General features: G+C 35.4%; 22 protein-coding genes and 1 pseudogene. 5 read left to right on the top strand and 18 right to left on the bottom strand.

Annotated features, from left to right (window positions below):
- Nucleotides 1-166: 166 nt before the first annotated feature.
- The 8 genes from AR685_RS01740 to gyrA form a co-directional block, all read right to left on the bottom strand.
- On the bottom strand, nucleotides 167-613 hold the full coding sequence (locus tag AR685_RS01740) for an SRPBCC family protein (RefSeq protein WP_047444139.1): 447 nt from the start codon (nucleotides 611-613) through the stop codon (nucleotides 167-169).
- 14 nt (nucleotides 614-627) lie between these two features.
- Nucleotides 628-1,557, bottom strand: a complete 930-nt coding sequence (gene menA, locus AR685_RS01745; protein WP_047444140.1) for a 1,4-dihydroxy-2-naphthoate octaprenyltransferase — start codon at nucleotides 1,555-1,557, stop codon at nucleotides 628-630.
- Nucleotides 1,558-1,568: 11 nt separating this feature from the next.
- On the bottom strand, nucleotides 1,569-3,074 hold the full coding sequence (locus AR685_RS01750; RefSeq protein WP_059123545.1) for a PH domain-containing protein: 1,506 nt from the start codon (nucleotides 3,072-3,074) through the stop codon (nucleotides 1,569-1,571).
- Nucleotides 3,058-3,603, bottom strand: a complete 546-nt coding sequence (locus AR685_RS01755) for a PH domain-containing protein (RefSeq protein ID WP_052187874.1) — start codon at nucleotides 3,601-3,603, stop codon at nucleotides 3,058-3,060. The genes AR685_RS01750 and AR685_RS01755 overlap by 17 nt, the downstream gene beginning before the upstream one ends.
- A gap of 4 nt (nucleotides 3,604-3,607) precedes the next feature.
- Nucleotides 3,608-4,240, bottom strand: a complete 633-nt coding sequence (locus tag AR685_RS01760; RefSeq protein ID WP_052187876.1) for a hypothetical protein — start codon at nucleotides 4,238-4,240, stop codon at nucleotides 3,608-3,610.
- An 84-nt stretch (nucleotides 4,241-4,324) separates the two neighbouring features.
- Complete coding sequence (locus AR685_RS01765) at nucleotides 4,325-5,161, bottom strand: 1,4-dihydroxy-2-naphthoyl-CoA synthase (RefSeq protein ID WP_034676149.1); 837 nt, start codon at nucleotides 5,159-5,161, stop codon at nucleotides 4,325-4,327.
- Between the two features lie 220 nt (nucleotides 5,162-5,381).
- Nucleotides 5,382-6,431, bottom strand: a complete 1,050-nt coding sequence (locus tag AR685_RS01770; protein WP_047444142.1) for a tetratricopeptide repeat protein — start codon at nucleotides 6,429-6,431, stop codon at nucleotides 5,382-5,384.
- 25 nt (nucleotides 6,432-6,456) lie between these two features.
- Nucleotides 6,457-9,048 carry a DNA gyrase subunit A gene (gyrA, locus tag AR685_RS01775; RefSeq protein ID WP_047444143.1) on the bottom strand — a complete coding sequence of 864 codons (2,592 nt, stop codon included), beginning with the start codon at nucleotides 9,046-9,048 and terminating at the stop codon, nucleotides 6,457-6,459.
- A gap of 148 nt (nucleotides 9,049-9,196) precedes the next feature.
- Between gyrA and AR685_RS01780 the strand changes: the two genes are divergently transcribed.
- Complete coding sequence (locus AR685_RS01780; protein WP_047444144.1) at nucleotides 9,197-9,511, top strand: DUF4286 family protein; 315 nt, start codon at nucleotides 9,197-9,199, stop codon at nucleotides 9,509-9,511.
- 72 nt (nucleotides 9,512-9,583) lie between these two features.
- Here AR685_RS01780 and AR685_RS17990 read toward each other — a convergent pair whose 3' ends face one another.
- From AR685_RS17990 to uvrA, 7 genes and pseudogenes are all read right to left on the bottom strand, one after another.
- The gene (locus AR685_RS17990) at nucleotides 9,584-9,865 is read right to left on the bottom strand and encodes a hypothetical protein (RefSeq protein ID WP_131777584.1); all 282 of its coding nucleotides are present in this window, start codon (nucleotides 9,863-9,865) and stop codon (nucleotides 9,584-9,586) included.
- Nucleotides 9,866-10,111: 246 nt separating this feature from the next.
- Complete coding sequence (locus AR685_RS01785) at nucleotides 10,112-10,306, bottom strand: hypothetical protein (protein ID WP_047444145.1); 195 nt, start codon at nucleotides 10,304-10,306, stop codon at nucleotides 10,112-10,114.
- Nucleotides 10,307-10,409: 103 nt separating this feature from the next.
- The gene (locus AR685_RS18045; protein ID WP_156122505.1) at nucleotides 10,410-10,562 is read right to left on the bottom strand and encodes a hypothetical protein; all 153 of its coding nucleotides are present in this window, start codon (nucleotides 10,560-10,562) and stop codon (nucleotides 10,410-10,412) included.
- A 103-nt stretch (nucleotides 10,563-10,665) separates the two neighbouring features.
- The gene (locus AR685_RS01795) at nucleotides 10,666-11,160 is read right to left on the bottom strand and encodes a GNAT family N-acetyltransferase (RefSeq protein WP_047444147.1); all 495 of its coding nucleotides are present in this window, start codon (nucleotides 11,158-11,160) and stop codon (nucleotides 10,666-10,668) included.
- Nucleotides 11,161-11,162: 2 nt separating this feature from the next.
- Nucleotides 11,163-11,674, bottom strand: a pseudogene (locus AR685_RS18380) (DUF421 domain-containing protein).
- A gap of 109 nt (nucleotides 11,675-11,783) precedes the next feature.
- Nucleotides 11,784-12,188: a hypothetical protein gene (locus AR685_RS01805; protein ID WP_047444149.1), complete on the bottom strand. Its 405-nt coding sequence runs from the start codon at nucleotides 12,186-12,188 to the stop codon at nucleotides 11,784-11,786.
- Between the two features lie 385 nt (nucleotides 12,189-12,573).
- Nucleotides 12,574-15,402 carry an excinuclease ABC subunit UvrA gene (gene uvrA, locus AR685_RS01810; protein ID WP_047444150.1) on the bottom strand — a complete coding sequence of 943 codons (2,829 nt, stop codon included), beginning with the start codon at nucleotides 15,400-15,402 and terminating at the stop codon, nucleotides 12,574-12,576.
- Between the two features lie 195 nt (nucleotides 15,403-15,597).
- Between uvrA and AR685_RS01815 the strand changes: the two genes are divergently transcribed.
- The 3 genes from AR685_RS01815 to AR685_RS01825 all read left to right on the top strand — a co-directional run bounded on the left by AR685_RS01815 (nucleotide 15,598) and on the right by AR685_RS01825 (nucleotide 17,314).
- Complete coding sequence (locus AR685_RS01815) at nucleotides 15,598-16,167, top strand: Crp/Fnr family transcriptional regulator (protein ID WP_047444151.1); 570 nt, start codon at nucleotides 15,598-15,600, stop codon at nucleotides 16,165-16,167.
- 145 nt (nucleotides 16,168-16,312) lie between these two features.
- The gene (locus AR685_RS01820; protein WP_059123546.1) at nucleotides 16,313-16,993 is read left to right on the top strand and encodes a type 1 glutamine amidotransferase domain-containing protein; all 681 of its coding nucleotides are present in this window, start codon (nucleotides 16,313-16,315) and stop codon (nucleotides 16,991-16,993) included.
- Between the two features lie 21 nt (nucleotides 16,994-17,014).
- Nucleotides 17,015-17,314: a putative quinol monooxygenase gene (locus tag AR685_RS01825; RefSeq protein WP_047444153.1), complete on the top strand. Its 300-nt coding sequence runs from the start codon at nucleotides 17,015-17,017 to the stop codon at nucleotides 17,312-17,314.
- A gap of 70 nt (nucleotides 17,315-17,384) precedes the next feature.
- Here the strand turns inward: AR685_RS01825 and AR685_RS01830 are convergent, their stop codons facing one another.
- From AR685_RS01830 to AR685_RS01845, 3 genes are all read right to left on the bottom strand, one after another.
- Nucleotides 17,385-19,268, bottom strand: a complete 1,884-nt coding sequence (locus AR685_RS01830; RefSeq protein WP_059123547.1) for a type VI secretion system baseplate subunit TssF — start codon at nucleotides 19,266-19,268, stop codon at nucleotides 17,385-17,387.
- A 19-nt stretch (nucleotides 19,269-19,287) separates the two neighbouring features.
- The gene (locus tag AR685_RS01835) at nucleotides 19,288-19,728 is read right to left on the bottom strand and encodes a GPW/gp25 family protein (RefSeq protein ID WP_047444387.1); all 441 of its coding nucleotides are present in this window, start codon (nucleotides 19,726-19,728) and stop codon (nucleotides 19,288-19,290) included.
- Between the two features lie 392 nt (nucleotides 19,729-20,120).
- Nucleotides 20,121-21,536, bottom strand: a complete 1,416-nt coding sequence (locus AR685_RS01845) for an APC family permease (RefSeq protein ID WP_059123548.1) — start codon at nucleotides 21,534-21,536, stop codon at nucleotides 20,121-20,123.
- A 142-nt stretch (nucleotides 21,537-21,678) separates the two neighbouring features.
- Here AR685_RS01845 and AR685_RS01850 point away from each other — a divergent pair, with 142 nt between their 5' ends.
- Nucleotides 21,679-22,185, top strand: a complete 507-nt coding sequence (locus tag AR685_RS01850) for a DUF4920 domain-containing protein (RefSeq protein WP_047444157.1) — start codon at nucleotides 21,679-21,681, stop codon at nucleotides 22,183-22,185.

Below are 22,185 nucleotides of genomic sequence, written 5' to 3' on the forward strand. Positions count from 1 at the left end.
ACACACCGTTAGAAACAACAATTAAAAAAATCAAGATTGGAATTAATTCAATTTCAAAAATTGTTTCGATTTCACTTAACTCGATAAGTAAATTATAAGTAAGAACTAAAGCTAAAATAATCGATAAATAAGAAATTACCTTGAAAGCAATATTCATCATTCTGTATTATTTATTGGGAAACTTATCTTCTATCAATCTAAGATTAATTCCATGCTCAAGATACGCTTTACACCCATCTAGCACAGTTGTAAAACCGCCTGTATTATCATTAATTACTTTTAACAAATCTTCTCCATCCTGAGAAAAGCCGTAACTTTTTATAACAATAAGGGTTCCTTTTTCCATTTTTTTGAATTCGTAATCAACTTTTGTAGAGGGGTTTCCCCACGCCGTTTTAATCAATTGATTCGGGATGATCTGATGTACAGAAACTTCATTTCTCACACTATACATTTCCCATTCCCAAACAATCGTTTTTCCCTCTTCAAGTTTTCCGGAAGATTTTGTAAACCAAAAATTGGTAGTGATCTCGGGATCAATAAATGCTTCAAAAACTTCTTCGATAGGTTTTCTGATCAGCATCTGAGCTTCAACGTACGCATTTTGACTCATGGTATAGAAATTATTTATTTAAAAAAATTCAGTCCGAAAGCGGTAAGAACAGCCATCATAAAGGTGATAATTCCAACTTGCTTTAAAAACGGATCAAGTTCTTTTGGTTCTTTCACTTCCATTATTTTTCTTCTCAGTTTTGCCAATGGCAGTAAAAGAATCATCACAATGAACACATAATATTGCTGCGATTGAATAAAGCCGTTGATTCCTAAAAATATTAGAATTAAAATCAAAGGAAACTGCAGCAGAACCATTTCATAAATCATTGCGTTTCTGAAACCCATTCTCAACGCAAGACTGTTTTTGCCTGACAACCTGTCACTTTCAATATCACGCATATTATTAAGGTTCAAAACCGCCATACTCATCATTCCTACAGCTGCGCCCGGTAAAAGAATATCCCAAGAAAATGTTTTTGTAAATAAAAAATAACTTCCACAAACTGAAACTAAACCAAAGAAAATGAAAACAAAAACGTCTCCCAATCCCATATAACCATAAGGTTTTTTACCAACGGTGTAACCAATTGCCGCCAAAATACTCGCCACACCCAAACCGATGAAGATGTAAAATTCATTCATAAAATCTGGAATGAAAGCCAAATATAAAAGCGCAACTGTTGCTACAAATGATAAAACAGAAAAAAGAATCACTGCATTTTTCATTTGCTTAGCAGTAATCTTACCTGAAGCTACTGCTCTTGCCTCTGCTTCGCCGATTCTCTTTGCATCAGTACCTTTAATACCATCACCATAATCATTGGCATAGTTTGATAAAACCTGGTACAGTAACGTCACTAAAAGTGCCAAAGCAAATATTTTCCAGTCCCAGGTACCGCCTTGTCCCCAAAGTCTCCATTTTGCAATGAATGACCCCATGATAATTCCGCTCAGAGAGAGCGGTAACGTTCTAAGCCTTGCAGCTTTTATCCAATCTGACATTAAATTCTTATTTAATTATTCTTAGAATTTTCAATTTTGTAGATACAGTAATTCAGCAGTTTTTTGAGTTTTAAATAGTTTAAAGCAGCTATTTTAAAGCGTCCTGCGGAAGTATAAAAAGTGATTGTTCCTAAGTTTGTTTTTCTTTGCCAAAAATACTGAGAAATTTTCACAGTTTGAAGTTTTTCGACCTCAAAAGTTCGGTTATCGATATCCCAAATTCCTGATTTTAGTCTGATAAATTTTTCGTTGTAAAATAATTTTAAATTTAGAAACGAAATTAAAATTAACAATTCCGCTAAAACAACATAAATGACCGCTAAAAACCAGTAGTTTATCCATATTTCTCTTTCAATAATGGAAACTAAAAGCAGAGGAATCACAATCCACTGAAAAGTATGAACAATGATTAATCTGAAATTAGGTTTTAAATAATTTTTAAAAACAGGAATCTCATTCCAAATTGCTGAGATCAGTTTTATTTTTTCATGATCATTAATTCCCGGAACAGCAGCGACATTTTTTTCATCCTCCTCCTCATTCTTACCAATCTGAAGAAATTTCACATGAGAGATCTTCATTTTTTTCTGAATCCAGTTTTGCGTCTCTGTGACTACCTGCACTTTCGATTTGTTGACAATCGAATTTCTGGTATTAAACAATCCGTATTCAAAAGAGAAACTCTGATTGTTTTCAGTAATTTTAAAATTGAAAAATTTAATCAACGTCCGAACAGTATTGATAAGAATTCCGACAATAATGACAACCAAAACAATCCCAAGAATGACAGGAATAGAAAACGCTAAAAACTGAGATTCTACGGTATCATAGTCTAAATCTGTATCAAATTCTGCTTTTTTAAGCAAATTGGTAAGTTCAGAAAAACCATAAAATATTAAACTTAACAAAGCAAAAAAACTTTGGATATAATTGGCGGTAATTCCGTATTTTAAAATACTGAGTGTTGAAATATTGATTGAACGAAGTTCTTGGGTCTGTTCATTATTTAAAGCTTCGTCAAGGTATTCGGTACTGTTTTCTGTTTTCTTCTCCGTTAAAAGATATTTTTTTAGATCAATCGCATTTTGTTTTGTCAATGCTGAAATCTTCACTTCTTTTTCAGAGCTTCCCGGGGTATCAATTTCAAGTTTATAAATATTAAAAAATCGATGAATAAAAGGTTGTGAGATATTGACTTCCTGAATATTTTCTTTTTTAATTTTAATTACCGAAGTATTTATAATTCCTTCATGAATCACAAATTCATCATTTTCAGCATCGATGTAATATTTAAAATGATAGTATTGCAAAACAGAGGAAACAATCAAGATTGTGAGTAAAGCGATGGTGGCAAGAATAATAATCCAGGGCTCTACTTTATCTTTTTTTACGAAATAAAATATAATAAAAACCCATAAGTTCTTGACAACCAATCCCACATTATACAGGAAAAGTAGTGCAATTCCTGTTTTGGACTGACGTTGAGGCTGAAAAAAAGAATTATGCTTGTCCTCCATCTTCTTTCTTTTCCTCAGAAATACTGTGACGGATTAATTGGTTGATCCCTTCCGCAATATCTTCCGGCAAGCCATTAATGGTAACGTCACCTCCGCTTACTCCTGCAGTGTATGCTGATATTGACTTCAAATTCAAAATTTTAGAAAACCAGCCCTGCTCTACTTTGATGTGCTGAATTCTTTTAAACGGAACTATAATGACGCTTCTTTTCAGCCAACCGTATTGGTAGATCAAATCTTTTTCACGAACAGCATATTTCCTGAATTTAAAACCAATGATTGCATTTAAAAACAGAAAAACAATGATCAGGAAAATTCCTGTAACAATTGTTAAAATCTGTAATTTTGTTAAATTGAAATAAAAAAAATAAAAAGCCACACCAAATGCTCCGATTAAAAAAATCGAAAACAATGTGAGATTTAATAAAATAATGTTGAGATATTTGGAAGACACCGATATCAGTTTCAAATCACTGAAATCAGGTATTTCAAGGTCGAAAATCTGAGGGTTTTGAAAGTTTTGCTCCATTAAATTAAATATTGAAACTCAGTTTAGGTCTAAGCATAGCACAGTAAATTAGCATCAGAAAACCAAAAATTAAATAGTAAGATCCTTTTGGAGAATAATGAATGAGTTTGTTCCAGAAATTAGAATGTGCATAATTATACTGATCCAGATTAAGGTAAGACATTTCACCTCCACTACAACCAAAAATATTAGGTTCTTTTTCAAGTCTTTCGTAAAGAACGTAGAAACTGTTGGTTTCTTCCATATCAAGACCGTACATTTCCTGTTTGGTTTTAAGCATCATATTAATCAAACCAATTAAATCAGCATAAACATTTTTATCAGAAAGCTGAAAGCGTATTCCGGTTTTATCAATATTGTTTAAAGTTAATTGATTGATTTCTTTGATGAAATTCTCTTCATTTTTTTTATCAAAACCCGGCTTTACCTTGATTGTTTTATAATTCCATCCTTCTTTCGGAATGTGTGTATACTCCGGAATCTTTTCTCCTTTTTTAGCTTTATATGGAAGTCCAATATCTAATACTCTCATGCTCATTTGATAGTAAACAGGAGTTGCATAATAAAGAAACAAAAGAGGAATTAAAAGCGCACTGATCATTCCGGCAACATAATGTATTTTTTTATGCTTTCTCATTTCTTTTATTTTTAGAACTTCACTAAAATTACAAAATAATAGGTAATGGAAATTACCCATTACCTATCACCCATTATTTATATTTTAAGAAATCCACTGATCTTTTCCGAAATCCGGTTTTCTTTTTTCAAGGAAGGCATTTCTTCCTTCTTTTGCTTCTTCTGTCATGTAAGCCAAACGGGTTGCCTCACCTGCGAAAACCTGTTGCCCAACCATTCCGTCGTCGGTAAGATTCATAGCAAACTTCAGCATTCTGATGGACGTTGGAGATTTAGCTAAAATTTCCTGAGCCCATTCGTAAGCAGTATCTTCCAATTCGTCATGAGGAATTACAGCATTCACCATTCCCATATCGAAGGCTTCCTGCGCAGAATAATTTCTTCCTAGAAAGAAAATTTCACGTGCTTTTTTCTGTCCGACCATTTTAGCTAAGTACGCTGAACCGTAACCACCATCAAAACTCGTTACATCCGCATCAGTCTGTTTAAAAATAGCGTGTTCTTTACTCGCTAAGGTCAAATCACAAACCACATGAAGCGAGTGACCGCCACCTACAGCCCAACCTGGAACAACTGCAATCACAGCTTTTGGCATAAAACGGATTAAACGCTGAACTTCAAGAATATTCAAACGGTGTCTTCCGTCTTCACCTACGTACCCTTGCTGACCTCTCGCTTTTTGGTCTCCACCGCTACAGAAAGCCCAAACACCGTCTTTCGAACTTGGCCCTTCTCCTGAAAGCAATACTACGCCAATGGAAGGATCTTCTGATGCATCGTAAAAAGCATCATACAATTCTGAAGTTGTCTTAGGTCTGAATGCATTACGGATTTCTGGTCTGTTGAAGGCAATCCTTGCTACACCGTTGCATTTTTTATAAGTAATATCTTCGTATTCCTTTACGGTTTTCCACTCGATCATTCTGTAAAAATTTTTCTCAAAGATACGGAATTAGAGAGAAATTTAACATTGAATTTTAAGGATAATTCATTGAAATACTTGTATAATTCTAAAAGTAACCAATCATTCTAAACGCTCGAAATATGTCTAGTTATAGATTTCTCTCTTCATTTAAATTAAAATATCAAAAAAAACCGAAGCAAAATGCTCCGGTTTTATATTCAATTCAGATACCTGAATATTATTTTGGCTGTTTGGCCTCAAGTTCAGCTTGTTTAGCTTTCATTTCAGTAGCTTTTGCCTGATTTTTTGTAATACTGTAAATTTCTCTTAACGTAGTAACTGCATCTAGACTTTCAGGATTGCTTTGATACCACTTTTCTGCAAAAGGTAATGCTTTGTTGAATCTCTCCTTTCTAGCATCAATTAACTTTGTTGCTTCGTCAGGATTGGATTTTCTCACTGCATTAATGGTTTCAACAGCTTTTGGATCATCTCCTATTGATGTAAATACTAAATTCTGGTAAGCATTATTTAGCAACGTCGTATTAGTTCCTGCAAGTTCAATAGACTTTTGGAATGCTACAATTGCCTCAGCTTCAGTTGCCGGAGTTTTCGCCTGTAGAACTCCTAAGTTATACCAATTGGTTGCATCGTTAGGATTTTTGGCTAATTGCTCTTTCAGATTTGTTAAGAATTTATCTGTATTTCCTGTAGCATACAAAGCAGAACCCTGATATTCTTTTAATTTAGCATTATTCGGAAATTTAGCCAAACCTTTTTCAATCAAAGCTAAAGCTTCGTCGTTCTTTTTAGCATTTAAAAGCAGAGTTGATAAAGTTTCATACAAATCCGGCTCTACACTTTTTGTCTGCTCAGTTTTAAAATCTGTATAATCTTTTGATGATTTTTTAAGCAAATCCCAAGTGTTTTTATCAAGTGTAGTAACTTCACCTGTCTTTACTGCTTTCGCAGTATAATTAGTCTGAACACCTGTATATCCTGAATTAATTAAATCAGTATAAATTTTGATAGATTCATCCACATTATTAGCAAGAGCATAGCTAAGACCTGCATAATACATATATACTTTATCATCCTGCCCACTCGTTTTCATTAAGTTATAAACCTCTAAAAACTTTGGTGCTGCAACTGCATAATTCTTCGCCTGATAAGCATCCATTGCCGCTTTATTAGAAGCTTGTAATTGCGCATTTACATCCTTTGCATCTTTCTGTCCGAAAACAAATGCTGATGAAACGATAGCTATACCTAAAATTAGCTTTTTCATAATAACAATTTTATTTTTATATTAATTATTCTTCAGAATTGTCTTCAGCTGTATCTTCTGAATTTTCGTCTTCTGAATTGTTTTCTATTTCCGGAGCGTTACCTTCTTCTGCCGGAAGAATTACTCCTTCCTCACCTTCTAAAAGTTCATCTTCCTCTACAACATCTTTATCCATTTCAACTTTTGCGATGGCTGCAATTTCGTCATTCTTTTTCAGATTGATCATTTTCACACCCTGAGTATTTCTACCCATTACACGCATTTCATTCATGTTCATTCTGATAGCAACACCCGATTTATTGATGATCATCAATCCATCGTCGTCAGTTACATTCTGAATTGCAATAAGATTACCTGTTTTTTCAGTAATATTTAGAGTGATAACACCTTTTCCACCTCTGTTGGTAATTCTGTAATCCTCTACCGCCGTTCTCTTACCATAACCTTTTTCAGATACTACAAGAACCGTATCATTTTCCAAGTCGTTGACAACAATCATACCAATTGCCTCATCATTATCTTCCATGCTGATCCCTCGAACTCCGATAGAACCTCTACCTACTTCTCTTACTTTTTCTTCAGGGAAACGGATACACTTACCGTTCTTCGTAGCAATCATAATTTGTGATGTACCGTTCGTCAAGTAAGCCCCCAACAACATATCATTATCTCTAATTTCAATCGCATTTACTCCATTTACTCTTGGACGAGAATAAGCTTCCAATGATGTTTTCTTAATCGTACCATTTTTGGTGACCATTACTACGCTCATTTGGTTGACATATTCAGCATCTTTTAAGTTGTTGGTTCTGATATACGCTTTAATCTTGTCATCCGGTTCGATGTTGATTAGGTTTTGTACCGCTCTTCCTTTTGCAGTTTTAGAACCTTCAGGAATTTCAAATACTCTTAACCAATAACACTTCCCTTTTTCGGTAAAGAACAACATATATTGGTGATTGGTCGCAGAAACGATATACTCTAAGAAATCTGAATCTCTTGTCGTTGCCGCTTTATTACCGACACCCCCTCTGCTCTGAATTTTGTATTCTGAAAGCAACGTTCTCTTCACATATCCTGCGTGAGAAATCGTAAGAACTACCGCTTCATTCGGGATAATATCTTCAATAGACATTTCACCTCCTGAATAATCTATCTCAGTTCTTCTTTCGTCACCGTATTTTTCTTTAATTTCAACTAATTCATCCTTAATGATTTGGAATCTTCTTGGTTCATTTGCCAAAATATCTTCCAAATTATTAATCTCTTTCATAATAGCCTCATACTCATCACGGATTTTGTCAAGCTCCATTCCTGTCAAACGAGCCAAACGAAGGTCTAGAATAGCCTGAGCCTGAAGTTCAGACAAATCAAACTCCTGAATAATTCCTTCTTTTGCCGCTTGTGGAGTCGCACTGTGACGGATAATAGAAATCGCTTTATCTAAAGAATCCTGCGTTCCGATCACCTTCATGAAACCTTCAAGAATGTGTGCTCTTTCTCTCGCTTTTCTAAGCTCATACTCCGTTCTTCTTACGATAATAACGTGTCTGTGCTCTACGAAGTGATGAATAATATCTTTTAAGTTCAACTGCTCTGGTCTTCCGTGTACCAAAGCAATATTGTTGACACTGAAAGATGTCTGAAGTGAAGTATATTTATATAATAAGTTAAGAACAACATTAGGAATCGCATCGTTTTTCAATTCATATACAATACGCATCCCGTTTCTGTCTGACTCATCTCTGATTTCGTAGATACCAGGAATTTTCTCATCTTTCACGAGCTCAGCTGTTCTGGCAATCATTTCCGCCTTATTAACCTGATAAGGAATCTCCGTTACAATAATTGCATTTCTGTTGTGTACTTCTTCAAAGCTCACTTTAGCTCTAAGAACTACTCTCCCTCTTCCGGTATGAAATGCGTCTCTTACACCATCGTAACCATAGATAATTCCACCCGTTGGAAAATCCGGAGCAACAATGTGCTGCATCAGTTCGTCAATGGTAATTTCTCTGTTATCAATATACGCTGTAATTGCATCTACTGCTTCCGATAAGTTGTGAGGCGCCATATTAGTCGCCATCCCTACAGCGATACCTGAAGTACCGTTTACCAAAAGATTTGGGATTTTTGTAGGCATTACGCTTGGTTCCGTCAAGCTGTCATCAAAGTTATTTTGAAAGTCAACCGTTTCCTTATCAAGATCAGATAATATTTCGTCTGAAATTTTCTTTAATCTTGCTTCGGTATAACGCATTGCTGCAGGCGGATCCCCATCCATTGAACCAAAGTTACCCTGCCCGTCTACTTGTGGATAACGCAAACTCCACGGCTGAGCCATTCTAACCATTGCATCGTAGACAGAAGAATCTCCGTGTGGATGATATTTACCTAAAACATCTCCTACAATTCTTGCAGATTTTAAGTACTTTCTGTTTGAAAAAACCCCTAATCCATACATACCGTAAAGTACTCTTCTATGAACAGGTTTCAAGCCATCTCTTACATCCGGTAAAGCTCTTGAAACAATAACGGACATTGAATAATCAATGTAAGATGACTTCATTTCATCAACGATGTTGATAGGAATCAATCTTTCTCCTTCTCTTTGCATATATAACTTTTATTGTAATGATAATCAGATGTTTAAAAAACAACCTGAAAACTATTTATTTTGAATATTTAATAACGTGCTAATTTACGAAATTTTTACCGATTTTTGCCGAACTATTTATTCAAATAATCTTAAAAATTCTTAAAATATGAGCGTACTGAGCATTACTTTCCATTGTACGAAAGACAATATAGAAGAATGGGAAAATTACGTGGACGACACTTTGGTTTTGATGACGGAAAATCTTTTGGATGTCGAAAAATATATCCTCTCTGAGGTACACAGCGACTTCATTGAAGATGGAAAAAACTATAATCTTCTTTTGATTTTTGATGATGAAGAAAAGAGAACTGAATTTATGGAAAGTGAATTATTAAACATCTCTGAAAGAATCGAAAAAAAGTTCGGACAGGAAGTGATGATATTTAATACTTTTTTAAATCCGAAGAAAAAGAAAATCTAATTGAAATTTAGATAAAGTCTTTGCAAGCTCAAAGAAAAATAAGGCTGTCCCATTTCTGAGACAGCCCTATTTTTATAAATTGACAATGATAACTGGCCTGCTATGATAAACACGGGGCTGTCTGTATCTTTTGTGGGTATAATACCTGTAAGGTCTTGCCGGTCTGTAATAGTGTTTCTTGTAATAATGCCTTGGAGCTTTATGATAGGCTACTCTTTTATACTTCATCTTATGGTGGCCACGATGATGATTTTTGTATGATCTAGGATGATGACGCTGGGTAGGCTCTGCCTGATAAAATGTAATTGCGAAAACAAACAAACACACTCCAATTACTTTAGATAAAAACTTCATAATGATATTAAATTTCTAGTTAGGTTCTCAAAAAATTACAATACTAATGCCAAAATTGAGAAGGATTACCATGGAATAACGGAAAAATTCTAAAAATAATATATCCAGTCTTCAGGTGTTGTTATTTTTTTTGATTTGCTAATTCTATCTTATTGTTTTTGAGGGTTTAAAACTTTCAATAGGATTCAAAAAAATTACAAGTTTAAAATCAAATAACAAAAAGCCCCAAATTGGGGCTTTTTTTATTTAATGTCTTCCTCTGTGATGACCTCTTTTTTTTACTTGACCGGGTGCATAATGTTTTGCACTTCCTCCACCATATACTTTCTTAGCATGTCCTGGAGGCATCGGTCTTCGCCCGTGATGATCATGAACAACACACGACACAAGCATCATGCTCACTACACCGACCATACTGATTATTTTCACTAATCCTTTCATAACTTTCACTTTAATTTTCCATTAAGCACACCTACAATGATAATGCCAAAATTGAGTTAAGGAAAAAAAATAGTTAATCTAAGTAGTCGAATTACTGTAAAAGCTACTTGTTCCTGTTGCTAGGATGTGCTTCCTTTAATTTTTCAACTTTTTTGTCATGTCCCGGTGGCATTGGTCTTCGGCTCGGATGTGGAAGACACGACGAAAAAAAACCAGCTAACAATAATGCTGCGATCGTATTTTTTAGAAGTCTCATATTTTTTAATTTTAATTGAATTAAATGAATGATACAATCAAAATGCCAAAAAAACATTATACAAATATCATGAGAGAATAATTAGAGAATAATTAGAGAATAATTAGAGAATATTTTCACTTCTTTTTTCAAGCATTACCAAATCTTTCCATTCGCCGTGAAGCTTTCCTACTTTCTCGCGTATTCCGACACTTCGGAAACCATTTTTTAGGTGAAATTTTATGGACGCTTCATTTTCAGGGAAAATATTCGACTGTAAAGTCCAAAATCCATGGTTTTCGCTATCGATAATCAGCTTTTTCAATAAAACTGTACCTAAACCTTTCCCAACATAATTATGATCAAAATAAATACTAACCTCAGCGACACCTTTAAAGCATTCTCTTTTACTTACAGGTTTTAGAGCGCACCAGCCAATTACTGTATTGCTTTCATCTTCCAAAACCCAGCGGCATTCATTGATGAAACTGGTATTCCAAACCTCGACATTGGGAAGTTCAGTATCGAAAGTAGCAATTCCGCTGTCTATACCCTGTTGAAAAATTTCCATCACCCTCGTTTCGTCATTGGGAAGCATTTCTCTTATTTCGTAGTTCATTTTTAATGATATTTTCTTTTGTTTTTTCTTTTTATTCTTGAATAATGGGTCTGTTTATCTTTTTCATCTTCTGAAATCACACTGATATTTCCATCGACTTCCAAAATCGAAAGTTTTACATTTGCAATACTCTCAATACCGTGTTCTCTGATAGATTCATTGAGTTCGTCTACAGTAATTTTCACTTTTCGCAAAGCCACATGATCTATGACGCCATCTCTCACTAAAATTACCGGATCGGCTTCCATAAAACTCGCAAATGACCGATTCGAAAACATCAATCTTTTAAAGTGAAATTCGCTGCAAACAAAACCAATGCAGCAACAATTCCCCCCTCTAAGGATGTATTTTCTCCCACCATCGCATTCTGTACAGCATTTGAAATCAGAAGTAGCAGCACAACATCTCCCGCATTGAGTTGCGACAGCTGGTTTTTCCCAAATAGACGGATGGCGATCACCATAAAAAGATAAACACATACGGAGCGGACAACAACATCAAGAATGGGATTCACTGTATGAAAAATTTAAAATCAAATGTATGCAATTAGCAGAAATAAAAAAACTGCTTTTTCAAGCAGTTTTTTGGAATTCTATATAGTTTGTTTAATCAATTATTTCTGATTATCTGTTGTTGATATCTACTCTTACCGGCATTACAAAAGATGAAGCAATCATGTTTTGATTTAGTTTGCTTGGATCTATTTTGTACTGAAGATGGCTCAACACTTTTTCAATTTCTTTACTTACATTTTTACAGTCTCCTTTTGAACGTACATTCACGATTTTTCCATTGTCAGCGATATCAAATTTTACTTCAGAATTGACGATTCCCTGCTTGTAGTCAGAATTTGTAAAATCAAAATTTGCAATTAACAGATTTCTGATTTCATTAAATGCATCATTTTTATTTAACTGGACTTCCTGAATCGTATTGCTAGAAGTCGTTTGAGCTTTTACATTTCCTGCAATTGCAGTTAATCCTAATGCGAAAAGAGAAGCAACAAATATTTGGATTTTATTTTTCATAAGTCTTTGATTTTAAATTATATATTAAACTTGTTTTGATTTCTAATTCAAAGATATAAAAAAATATTCATACAAATTTCACATTGAGTTAACATTGAGTTAACATTACAACTCAAAACATTGAAAATCAGTAAATTGAAATATAAAAATAATTCAATTGTTAACATTGGAGCTCTACAATTAAGACTATTATATAATTAAAAATTGATACTTTCAACATCAAGAAGGTTTACTAAATTTAAAAATTGTGAGAGTAGTTAGTAGTAAAGAAAGTGAAATTGAAAATAATCAGTTTTTTCATTTCCTGTATAAAGTTAAAGCTTATAAAAATAAAAAAGAATCTGCTTTCACAGATTCTCTTTTTCTATCTAAATTGATTTACTTTTTACATCTCTTTCTTCAAATACTTCCCTGTCAAACTTTTCTTCGATTTAATAATCTCTTCCGGAGTTCCTTTTGCAATAATCTCACCGCCGTATTTTCCACCTTCAGGACCAACGTCTATAATATGATCTGCCAATTTGATCACATCCATATTATGTTCGATAATGATGAATGAATTTCCTAATTCCACTAACTTATTGATCGCATCCATCAGAATTTTAACGTCTTCAAAATGAAGTCCGGTCGTTGGTTCGTCAAGAATATATAAAGTATTTCCTGTCTGTCTTTTTGCTAATTCTGTTGCCAGTTTGATACGCTGCGCTTCACCACCCGAAAGTGTTGTTGATTGCTGTCCCATTGTGATATATCCCAAACCAACATCCTGCAAAGTTTTTACTCTTGCAAAAATCTTTGGAATCGGCTGGAAGAAATCTACTGCTTCATCAATCGTCATATCCAAAACATCGGAAATCGATTTTCCTTTGTAGCGCACTTCCAGCGTTTCTCTGTTGAAACGTTTTCCGTTGCAGGTTTCGCAATGAACGTAAACATCGGGTAAGAAGTTCATTTCAATGACTTTCAATCCGCCTCCCTGACAGGTTTCACATCTTCCTCCTTTTACGTTGAAAGAGAATCTTCCCGGTTTGTAGCCACGGATTTTAGATTCAGGTAATTCAGAAAATAAATTTCTGATATCGGTGAACATTCCTGTGTACGTCGCGGGATTTGAACGTGGCGTTCTTCCAATCGGAGTCTGGTCAACGTCAACAATTTTATCGATATTATCAAGACCTTCTACTTTTTTGTATGGCAAAGGTTCCTGAACGGCTCTGTAGAAATGTTTGTTAAGGATCGGATATAAAGTTCCATTGATCAGAGAAGATTTTCCGCTTCCTGAAATTCCTGTCACAACCACCAATTTTCCTAACGGAACATCAAGTGTTACATTTTTAAGATTGTTTCCTGTAGCACCTTTTAAGACAATACTTTTCCCATTTCCTTCTCTTCTCACTTCAGGAATGGCAATTTTTCTTTTTCCGTTAATATAATCTGCAGTGATGGTATCAGCTTTCAGTAGATCTGCCGGTTTTCCCTGCCAAAGAATTTCTCCACCAAATTTTCCTGCTCTCGGACCAATGTCCAAAACCTCATCAGCTTCCATGATCATATCTTTGTCGTGCTCTACCACCAAAACAGAGTTTCCGATGTCACGGAGATTCTTTAGTGATTTGATCAGCCTTTCGTTGTCTCTCTGGTGCAGACCGATACTTGGTTCATCCAAAATATACAGAACATTTACCAACTGCGAACCAATCTGCGTCGCCAAACGGATTCTCTGAGATTCACCACCGGAGAGCGTTTTTGAACTTCTGCTCAGACTTAAATATTCTAAACCGACATCCAATAAAAACTGAAGTCTGGTTTCGATTTCCTTTAAAATTTCATGAGCAATAATCGCATTTTTCGGTGAAAATTTATTTTTTACATCTCTCAGCCAATCTTTTAAATCCGATAAACTCAGACCGTTAATTTCAGCGATATTTTTTCCGTCGATTTTAAAGCTCAAACTTCCAGGCTGAAGGCGAGTTCCTTTACATTCAGGACATGTCTCTTCTGTAGTAAAATGTCTTTCTAGTAAAACACCTTCATAAGACTCCTTTTCGTCGATGATTTCTTCCATAAAAGGAATCAAACCGTCGAAACTGATTTTTATTTTTTTGGTAATTCCTGCATACTTCAGGTCTTTATTAAATTCTTTGTGACATCCGTTGTACATATAATCCAACGCTTCTGCAGGAATATCTTTAAAAGGAGTCGTCAATCCCAAACCGAAAATTTCAAGAATATTTTTGATTTGTGCTAGAATCCACTTATTCGATTTAATATCTTCCAAAGGCAGTAAACCTCCCTGGTTAATTGATAATTTAGGATTTTCAACAAAATAATCGGTGTTGATTTTTTTGATAGTCCCTAAACCTTTACAGCTTGGGCAACTTCCCTTCGGAGAGTTGAAAGAAAACGTATTTGGCTCAGGTAAAGCCAATGAATGTCCGGTTTCAGCATCCATTAAATTTTTAGAGAAATATTCGATGTCTGTACTTCCCAGTTTTTGAATCCCGATAACGCCCTCACCCATTTCCATGGCCGTTCTCAATGATTTCTCCATTCTGGTTTCAGAAGCAGATTCACCGATGATCCAACGGTCGATCACGATGTCGATATCGTGGGTTTTGTAACGGTCGAGTTTTAAATCATATTCGATATCCTGAAGCTCTCCATCAATTCTTGCCTGCCCGTAGCCTTTTTTTGCCATCTGAACAAAAAGTTCGTGATAATGACCTTTTCTAGAACGCACAACGGGCGCCATCAACATCAGTTTTTCGCCTTTGTAATTTTCTTTGATGGTATCAAGAATCTGATCTTCGGTATAGCTGACCAACTTCTTACCTGTCGTCTGAGAATAAGCATCAGAAACTCTCGCAAATAAAAGACGTAGATAATCGTAAAGCTCTGTTACCGTTCCAACCGTAGAACGTGGGTTTTTATTCGTTGTTTTCTGCTCAATCGCAATTACGGGAGACAATCCTTCGATTTTATCAACATCGGGACGTTCCAAACCGCCGAGAAACTGACGTGCATACGCTGAAAATGTTTCTATATAACGACGTTGTCCCTCTGCAAAAATTGTATCAAAAGCCAATGACGATTTTCCGCTTCCGGAAAGTCCGGTGATGACCACCAGTTCATTACGCGGAATTTTGACATCAATGTTTTTAAGATTGTGTTCTCTAGCTCCGTAAACTTCTATATATTCTTTTGATTCACTCATAATGTGGGGTGATCTTACATGAAAATCACGATTGGCAAAATTACGGAATTTTATGGAATTTTTTAAGTTAAAAATAGTTTCGATTTTAATTGAACTGCTCTGTCATTTTTATGAATTTTAAATCTAAATCCTAATTAACCATTATCTTCTATCTTGATGAATTTTATTTAAATTTACATCGTATTAAAAAAATTCATGAAAAGATTACGGCAGCATATTGAAGAAATAAGTCCCATTACGGACGAGGAATTTGAATCTATCAGAACATTTTTCACACAAAAAAACGTTCGTAAAAATCAGTTTCTTCTTCATGAAGGTGATGAAGTATCATTTGAGTTTTTGGTTTTGGATGGAATTTATAAAGTTTATTATCTGGACGAAAACGGAAAAGAACACATTGTACAGTTCGCCAAACGAAATTGGTGGATGACCGATTACAATAGTTATTTTAAACAGAGAAAATCGACGATGTTTGTAGAATGTCTTTCAGACGGAGAAGTTTTGTGCCTCACTTTGGAAGGAAGAGAAAAGCTGGCAGCAGAATTTCATACCATGGAACATTTTTTCAGAATAAAACTGACCAACGGTTATGTCGCTTTACAGGATAGAATACGACTTCTGTTATCAAGTACACCTCAACAACGTTACGAAGAGTTCTCAAAACTATACCCTGACCTTATCCTGCAAATTCCTAAAAAATACGTTGCTGAATATCTTGGAGTGAGCAGAGAAACTTTAAGCAGACTTTATTCAAATGCAAAATAGTTTATTAAAAGAATTTAAATATTGAAAAGATTTAGTGTGATTTCGGTCACACTTTTTTTGTGATTTCCCTCCTTCTCTCTCGCCTTGCAACCGCCATACATTTGCTGTAGAAATTTAAAAAAATAATTAATTAAAATTTACAACTATGAAAGCAAAAGTATTAATCATTGTATCCAATGCGAACGCAATCGGGCCTAATAAGAGAAGAACAGGAACTTTCTTATCAGAAGTTGCCCATCCTTACGCAGAATTTGAAAAAGCAGATTATCAAATTGATTTTGCAAGTTTAACGGGCGAGTCACCATTTTTAGATGCATTAAATCTAGCTGATGATTCTGACAATCTGAAATTTCTAACCGGAAAAGGTTGGGAAGACATGCACAAAGCTGCAAAACTTTCAGATGTTGATGTCAATAATTACGACGTAGTTTTCATTCCAGGAGGTTTGGCTCCGATGGTCGATATGCCGGAAAATACCGAACTAAAAAAGGTAATTGTGGAAGCTTATGAAAGAAATGCTATTATAGGAGCTGTTTGTCACGGTCCGGTTTCTTTGCTCAATGCAAAATTAAGTAACGGAACTTATCTTGTTAATGGTAAAAATATTGCTTCTTTCACCACCGAAGAAGAAGACAACTATGCAAGAACTGATGTTCCTTTCGATCTGCAGGCTGCATTGACTGAACAAGGTGCGATTTTCCATGCTGCTGAAGCATGGTCCGCCAACAGTATCGCTGATGGAAATTTGGTAACCGGACAAAACCCAGCGTCTGCAAAAGGTGTTGGCGAAAAAATCGTTGCCATAATGGAATCTAAAAATTCATAATTTAAATTGAAATCTAAAAAGATGAGCGAGCAAGCTATTTACGTTTATGCCCAATGGCAGATAAAAGAAGGAAAACTCAATGCAGTACTAGAAATTATGAAAGAAGCTGCCCAAAAAAGTTCCGAAGAAAAAGGAAATTTGTTTTACAAACTTCATCAAAATAAATCCGATGAGAATACACTGATTTTATTTGAAGGTTATGAAAGTGAATCTGCACTGGAATTTCACCGTAATTCTGAACATTATCAGAGTCTCGTTGTGAAGCAGATCATTCCTCTCCTTGAAAACAGAGAGGTTATTCTGATGAATCAAATTATTTAATTTAAAATTCCGAAAAGCCTTAGTTTTATTTAACGCTTTTCGGAATTTTATTATGATTTATCAGGTGAGATTAATTTTCAAAAAATTCTACATCCTCATTGGTAATCGTGACCCGATATTCTATTCCGTCGATGGCCTTTGAAATGATCTGATTTCTCAGAATATTAGCCATATTTTCCCAATACACTCTTCCGTAGAAAGAATAATTTTGCGGAATAACCTCGACTTCAACCGTACGTACAAAACCTTCCTTCGGTTTGTTACTGATCATGGTTCCTCTTTTTACGCGGACATCTTTCAATTCATCCTTCAACACCATTCTCACATAATTTTTCACATCTTCGAGAGAAATAATTTTATCTCTGGTCGTCAATGCATATTTATAAGCCTGAATACTGTCTGAACCTTTTTGTTCTTCTGCACCGCCGATGGTTTCGGTAAGCAGTATCAGTGACTGAGATTTTAATTGGTTTGAAAGCTCTGTCCCGGGACGCATGTGGTTAGCAAAAGTACAGTGTGTTATCCAAAAAGATGCGTAAGTATGATCGGTTTTCTCAACGGGTTCCATAATGACGTAGTTGAGTTCCTGCTTGATACTTCTTTTGGCATTGTTTACCTTCTGCACCATCGATTTCATCTTGTCAGACATTTCGCTCAGCATACCTTTGACGTTATCACGATTTAACAATGAAAACGCAGCAATTTCATCTCGGGTAAGTTCAAGAACATTAGAAATCATATCCACCGCATTTCTGTTGTTGAATCTTTCCATTCCGCCTTTTCTTACCGTGTACAGACCTTTTTTCAGATCATCTGAAGGAGTGAATGGAATTTCGGTATACTTTCTACCTTCACCATCCTGCACTTCATCCACGTATAAGAAATGCTCGCCTTCCTCAGTAATCAAAGGAATATTGTTTCCCATAATATCCAAACTGTATTCTGTCTTTTTCCAGCCACGGTTGTAAATGGGGAAAGCATTCAGAACGAAAGTGAAATTATCTAAAATCTCAGCCGAAAACTGCGGTGGGAACTCAAAAGTGAGCCACAGGAAGTTTTTGCCGTCAATGTATTTCTGAATTTCTTCTCTTCCGTTTAAGAAATCTAAATCCTGAGGCAATGTTCCCGCTTCTGAAAACAGATCTCTTGACAGTCCCGTAACTTCAATGAATTTATGATGGTAAATGCTTTTGATATCCTGAATAATTTTCGTCTGAATCGACTGCTCATGGAAAAGCTGTTCATAACCTTCAGCCTGTTCTTTTTTAAGATATGTTAAACCTTCTTTTACAAACAAAGGATTTCCGTTGCTTGAAACCGTGATGTAAGGAAGTAATTTATACACAAAATCTAAATGCTCAAATGCAGGATTTGAACAGTATAAACCTAAAGCTCTTGGGAATTTTTCATTGGTATACTTTGATACATCGATTCCTATCGTAACCTTTCTATAATCTGACGGTCTTCCCTGAAATCTTGAAATCGGGATTTTATTTAAACGGTCATCAATGCTGTAGCAAGTATTGCCGACGAACATAATGGCTGTCTGTGCTTTGTTCGTTCTGATACTTCCGATGGGCGTGAATGGAATATTCAGTTGCTTATCTGATTCTGATTTTACAGTTGAATTCATCTGCTTTCTGAAGAAAAATTCTGTATGCTCAAGCAAAACCTCTGAAGATTCAAAAGGAGCCGTATAGGCAACTGCATGTGCTGGAATCGGATGAGTATAAATTGAGGGTGTTAAAAGTTTCGCAAGCTTTTCTAAAATTCTCGCATTAACAGTCTGAATTTCATTATTTGCTTTAAAAACTTCTGTACTGAAAGCATCGATTAACAGCTTAACAAAAGGATCCAGTGACTGCGGACTCTTCAAACCCCAGACTTTGGTTGCGTTTTGCAGCATTCGTGCTTTTACAGATTCTTTTGAATAAATATTCTGATCTAAATTCATATTTGTGATAAGGTGGTGATTAATCGATTGACATCGGGCTCAGAAACAGTTCAGTAGAAAAGCTGAAGCGTTCTCCGGTGGCCTCCATTTTTGCATTGATAGCAATTCTTACTTTTTTCTTGATTTCTGTATGTTCTTTGGTGTCGTAGTTGTGCTCTACGATTTCTACATGGGCGTCGACCTGTGGCTGAATGATTCTCGGTTCAAACTCCTGAATCTGTCTTTTGAGACTTTTGATAAAAACATTTTCCCATACGGCTGATGTAACTCCGTTATCAAATTCCAGATTCCAAACGTCGTTGCCATAATTGTCATCATATCTGTTTTCGCCTTTTTTTGTGGTAATCAGAAGCATAATGTTGTGGGCAATACTTTCACCCATATCGCAGGTGTCTATACTTCCCCCTTCAGACATCAGAATTGACGGCACAAAAGGCATTCTGTAATTTGGTGTATCCATAGATTGGTGTCCTCTATTTAATTTTTTTGGTGTCATTACTTAAAATGAAATACCAAATTAATAATTTTCGGGAAATAATGGATGATAATCTTTCGAAACTTTTGTTGAATTTAAAGCTGTAATCATTTTAAAGACTAAGCTCACAAAGTTTTCATTGCTAAAAATAGTTTAGTTTGAAGAAGTGATATTCTATTTACAATGCTCTTTAGTTTATTTAAAGATTGATTCGCCGCTGCATTCCTCGCAATGACTATCTTTGATTTGACACCAAGAGTTCTAGCCCAGATTGAACGGTCTGTTTGAGCTCTTTTCAGATTTTGGGCGGCGGCATGGCCGCCGCCCAAAATCTGAAAAAGCGAGTAGTGAAAGCGGGAAGAAGCTCCTAAAAAAAATTATGAATCTGTATTTTTATTTCGATTGATGATATAATAAACAGGAAGTCCTATTAGCACAATCAAAAACCCCGGCCAAGTGTATTGTTGTTTATAAATCAATAGAAGAACGCAAAAAACCGTTCCAATCACCAGATAAATAATCGGTGTTACCGGATATAACCAAGTTTTGTACGGTCTTTCAAGATTGGGTTGCTTAAATCTTAGGTAAATTACTCCGAAAACGGTAATCATGTAAAATAATACAATAACGAACGAAATCATATCTAAAAGATTTCCATACTGTCCGCTCAAACACAGCACCGAAGCCCAAACTCCCTGCATCCAAAGAGCGTTTGACGGAACCTCATTTTTATTGTTGTCGATTGCCGATTTGAAAAATAAACCGTCTTTTGCCATGGTTTGGAAAACTCTTGCTCCCGCTAAAATCAATCCGTTGTTACAACCAAACGTAGAAACCATGACAAGAACCGCAATAATAACCGTTCCGGCACTTCCGAAAATATTCTGTGAAGCGGCAACAGCTACTCGATCATTGGCAGCAAATGCTATCGAGTCACGGTCTATAGCATTTAAATACACGAAATTCACTGCAATATATAAAAGCATCACCGCAGAAGTTCCTAAGATCATTGCCTTAACGACATTTTTCTTTGGATTTTCAATTTCACCTGAAACAAAAGTCACACTTTCCCATGCAACAGAACTGAAAACTGAACCAACCATTGCTGCGGCAATTCCCCCCATTAAAGTCATTCCGTCAATCGATTCCCAGCCTGTTTTCAGGAAATTTCCTGTTGCATCTTTATTTATATTATTGAATGCATTCGTTCCGAAGCTGAAATTTTCTGCCAAATGCGAGAAATCAACGAAGATAAAACCTGCAGCAATAAGACCTAGTAAAGCTAATATTTTTGAACCTGTGAAGACATTTTGAAGAATTTTTCCGCTTTCAACGCCTCTGGTATTGATGTAGGTAAGCAAAAGAATGATGGCTATGGCTAAAATTTGAATCCATGTAATTTGAAATTCTCCGCTTTGGAAAATAGGAGCTGCATCGTTCAGCGAAGGAATAAGATAGGCTGCGAACTTCCCGAACGCCATTGCGACAGCAGCAATTGTTCCCGTCTGAATTACGGTAAATAGTCCCCAACCGTAAAGGAAGCCCATTTTTTTTCCGAAAATTTCCGTGAGGTAAGTATATTGTCCACCCGCTTTAGGAAACAGTGCAGAAAGTTCCCCATAACTGATTGCGGCTGCCACTGTCATGATTCCAGTGATAATCCAAACTACGATCATCCAGTATCCTGAGCCAAGATTTCGCATCATGTCTGCGCTTACGATAAAAATTCCGCTACCAATCATCGAGCCCATTACGAGCATAGTAGCGTCCCAAAGTTTTAGTTTTTTTTGCATATTCAAATATTCCCTTCAAATATAGATAAATATGCAATTGTTTTGGTTATTTGTTTTGACTTCATAAATAAACTACTATTTATCAAGTTTATAATGATTCTAAATTCAAATTTTATTATTAATTTTGGTCAAAATATTTAAAATGAAATTAAAATCCATATTATTTTTGGCAGCACTAGGTTTGTCAACATTAGCATTTGCACAGGAAGAGAAAAAATCTGGTCCACCGGCAGGAAACGCTATCGTAGGTGATACTTACGGATCAGCAGTAACTTCAGCGGAGTCTAAAGCAATCAGCGTTGATAAACTGGCTAAAAAGTTGAAAAAAGACAATAAAAAAGTAGAAAATGTTGCCATCAAAGGAAAAGTGGTTGACGTTTGCGATAAAAAAGGTTGTTGGTTAACCATTCAAACTGAAGACGATACTCAGTTTTTTGTAAAAATGAAAGATTACGGATTTTTCGTACCAACAGCGTTAAAGGGTAAAAATGTAGTATTGGAAGGTAATGCCGAACGAAAAGTAACTTCTATCGACGAGCAGAAGCATTATGCAGAAGATGCTAAGAAGCCTCAATCTGAAATTGATGCAATTACCAAACCTAAAGAGGAAATAAGATTTGTAGCGAACGGAATAAAAGTCGTTAACTAA

It is taken from the genome of Chryseobacterium sp. JAH, assembly GCF_001507335.1.
GTDB lineage: Bacteria > Bacteroidota > Bacteroidia > Flavobacteriales > Weeksellaceae > Chryseobacterium.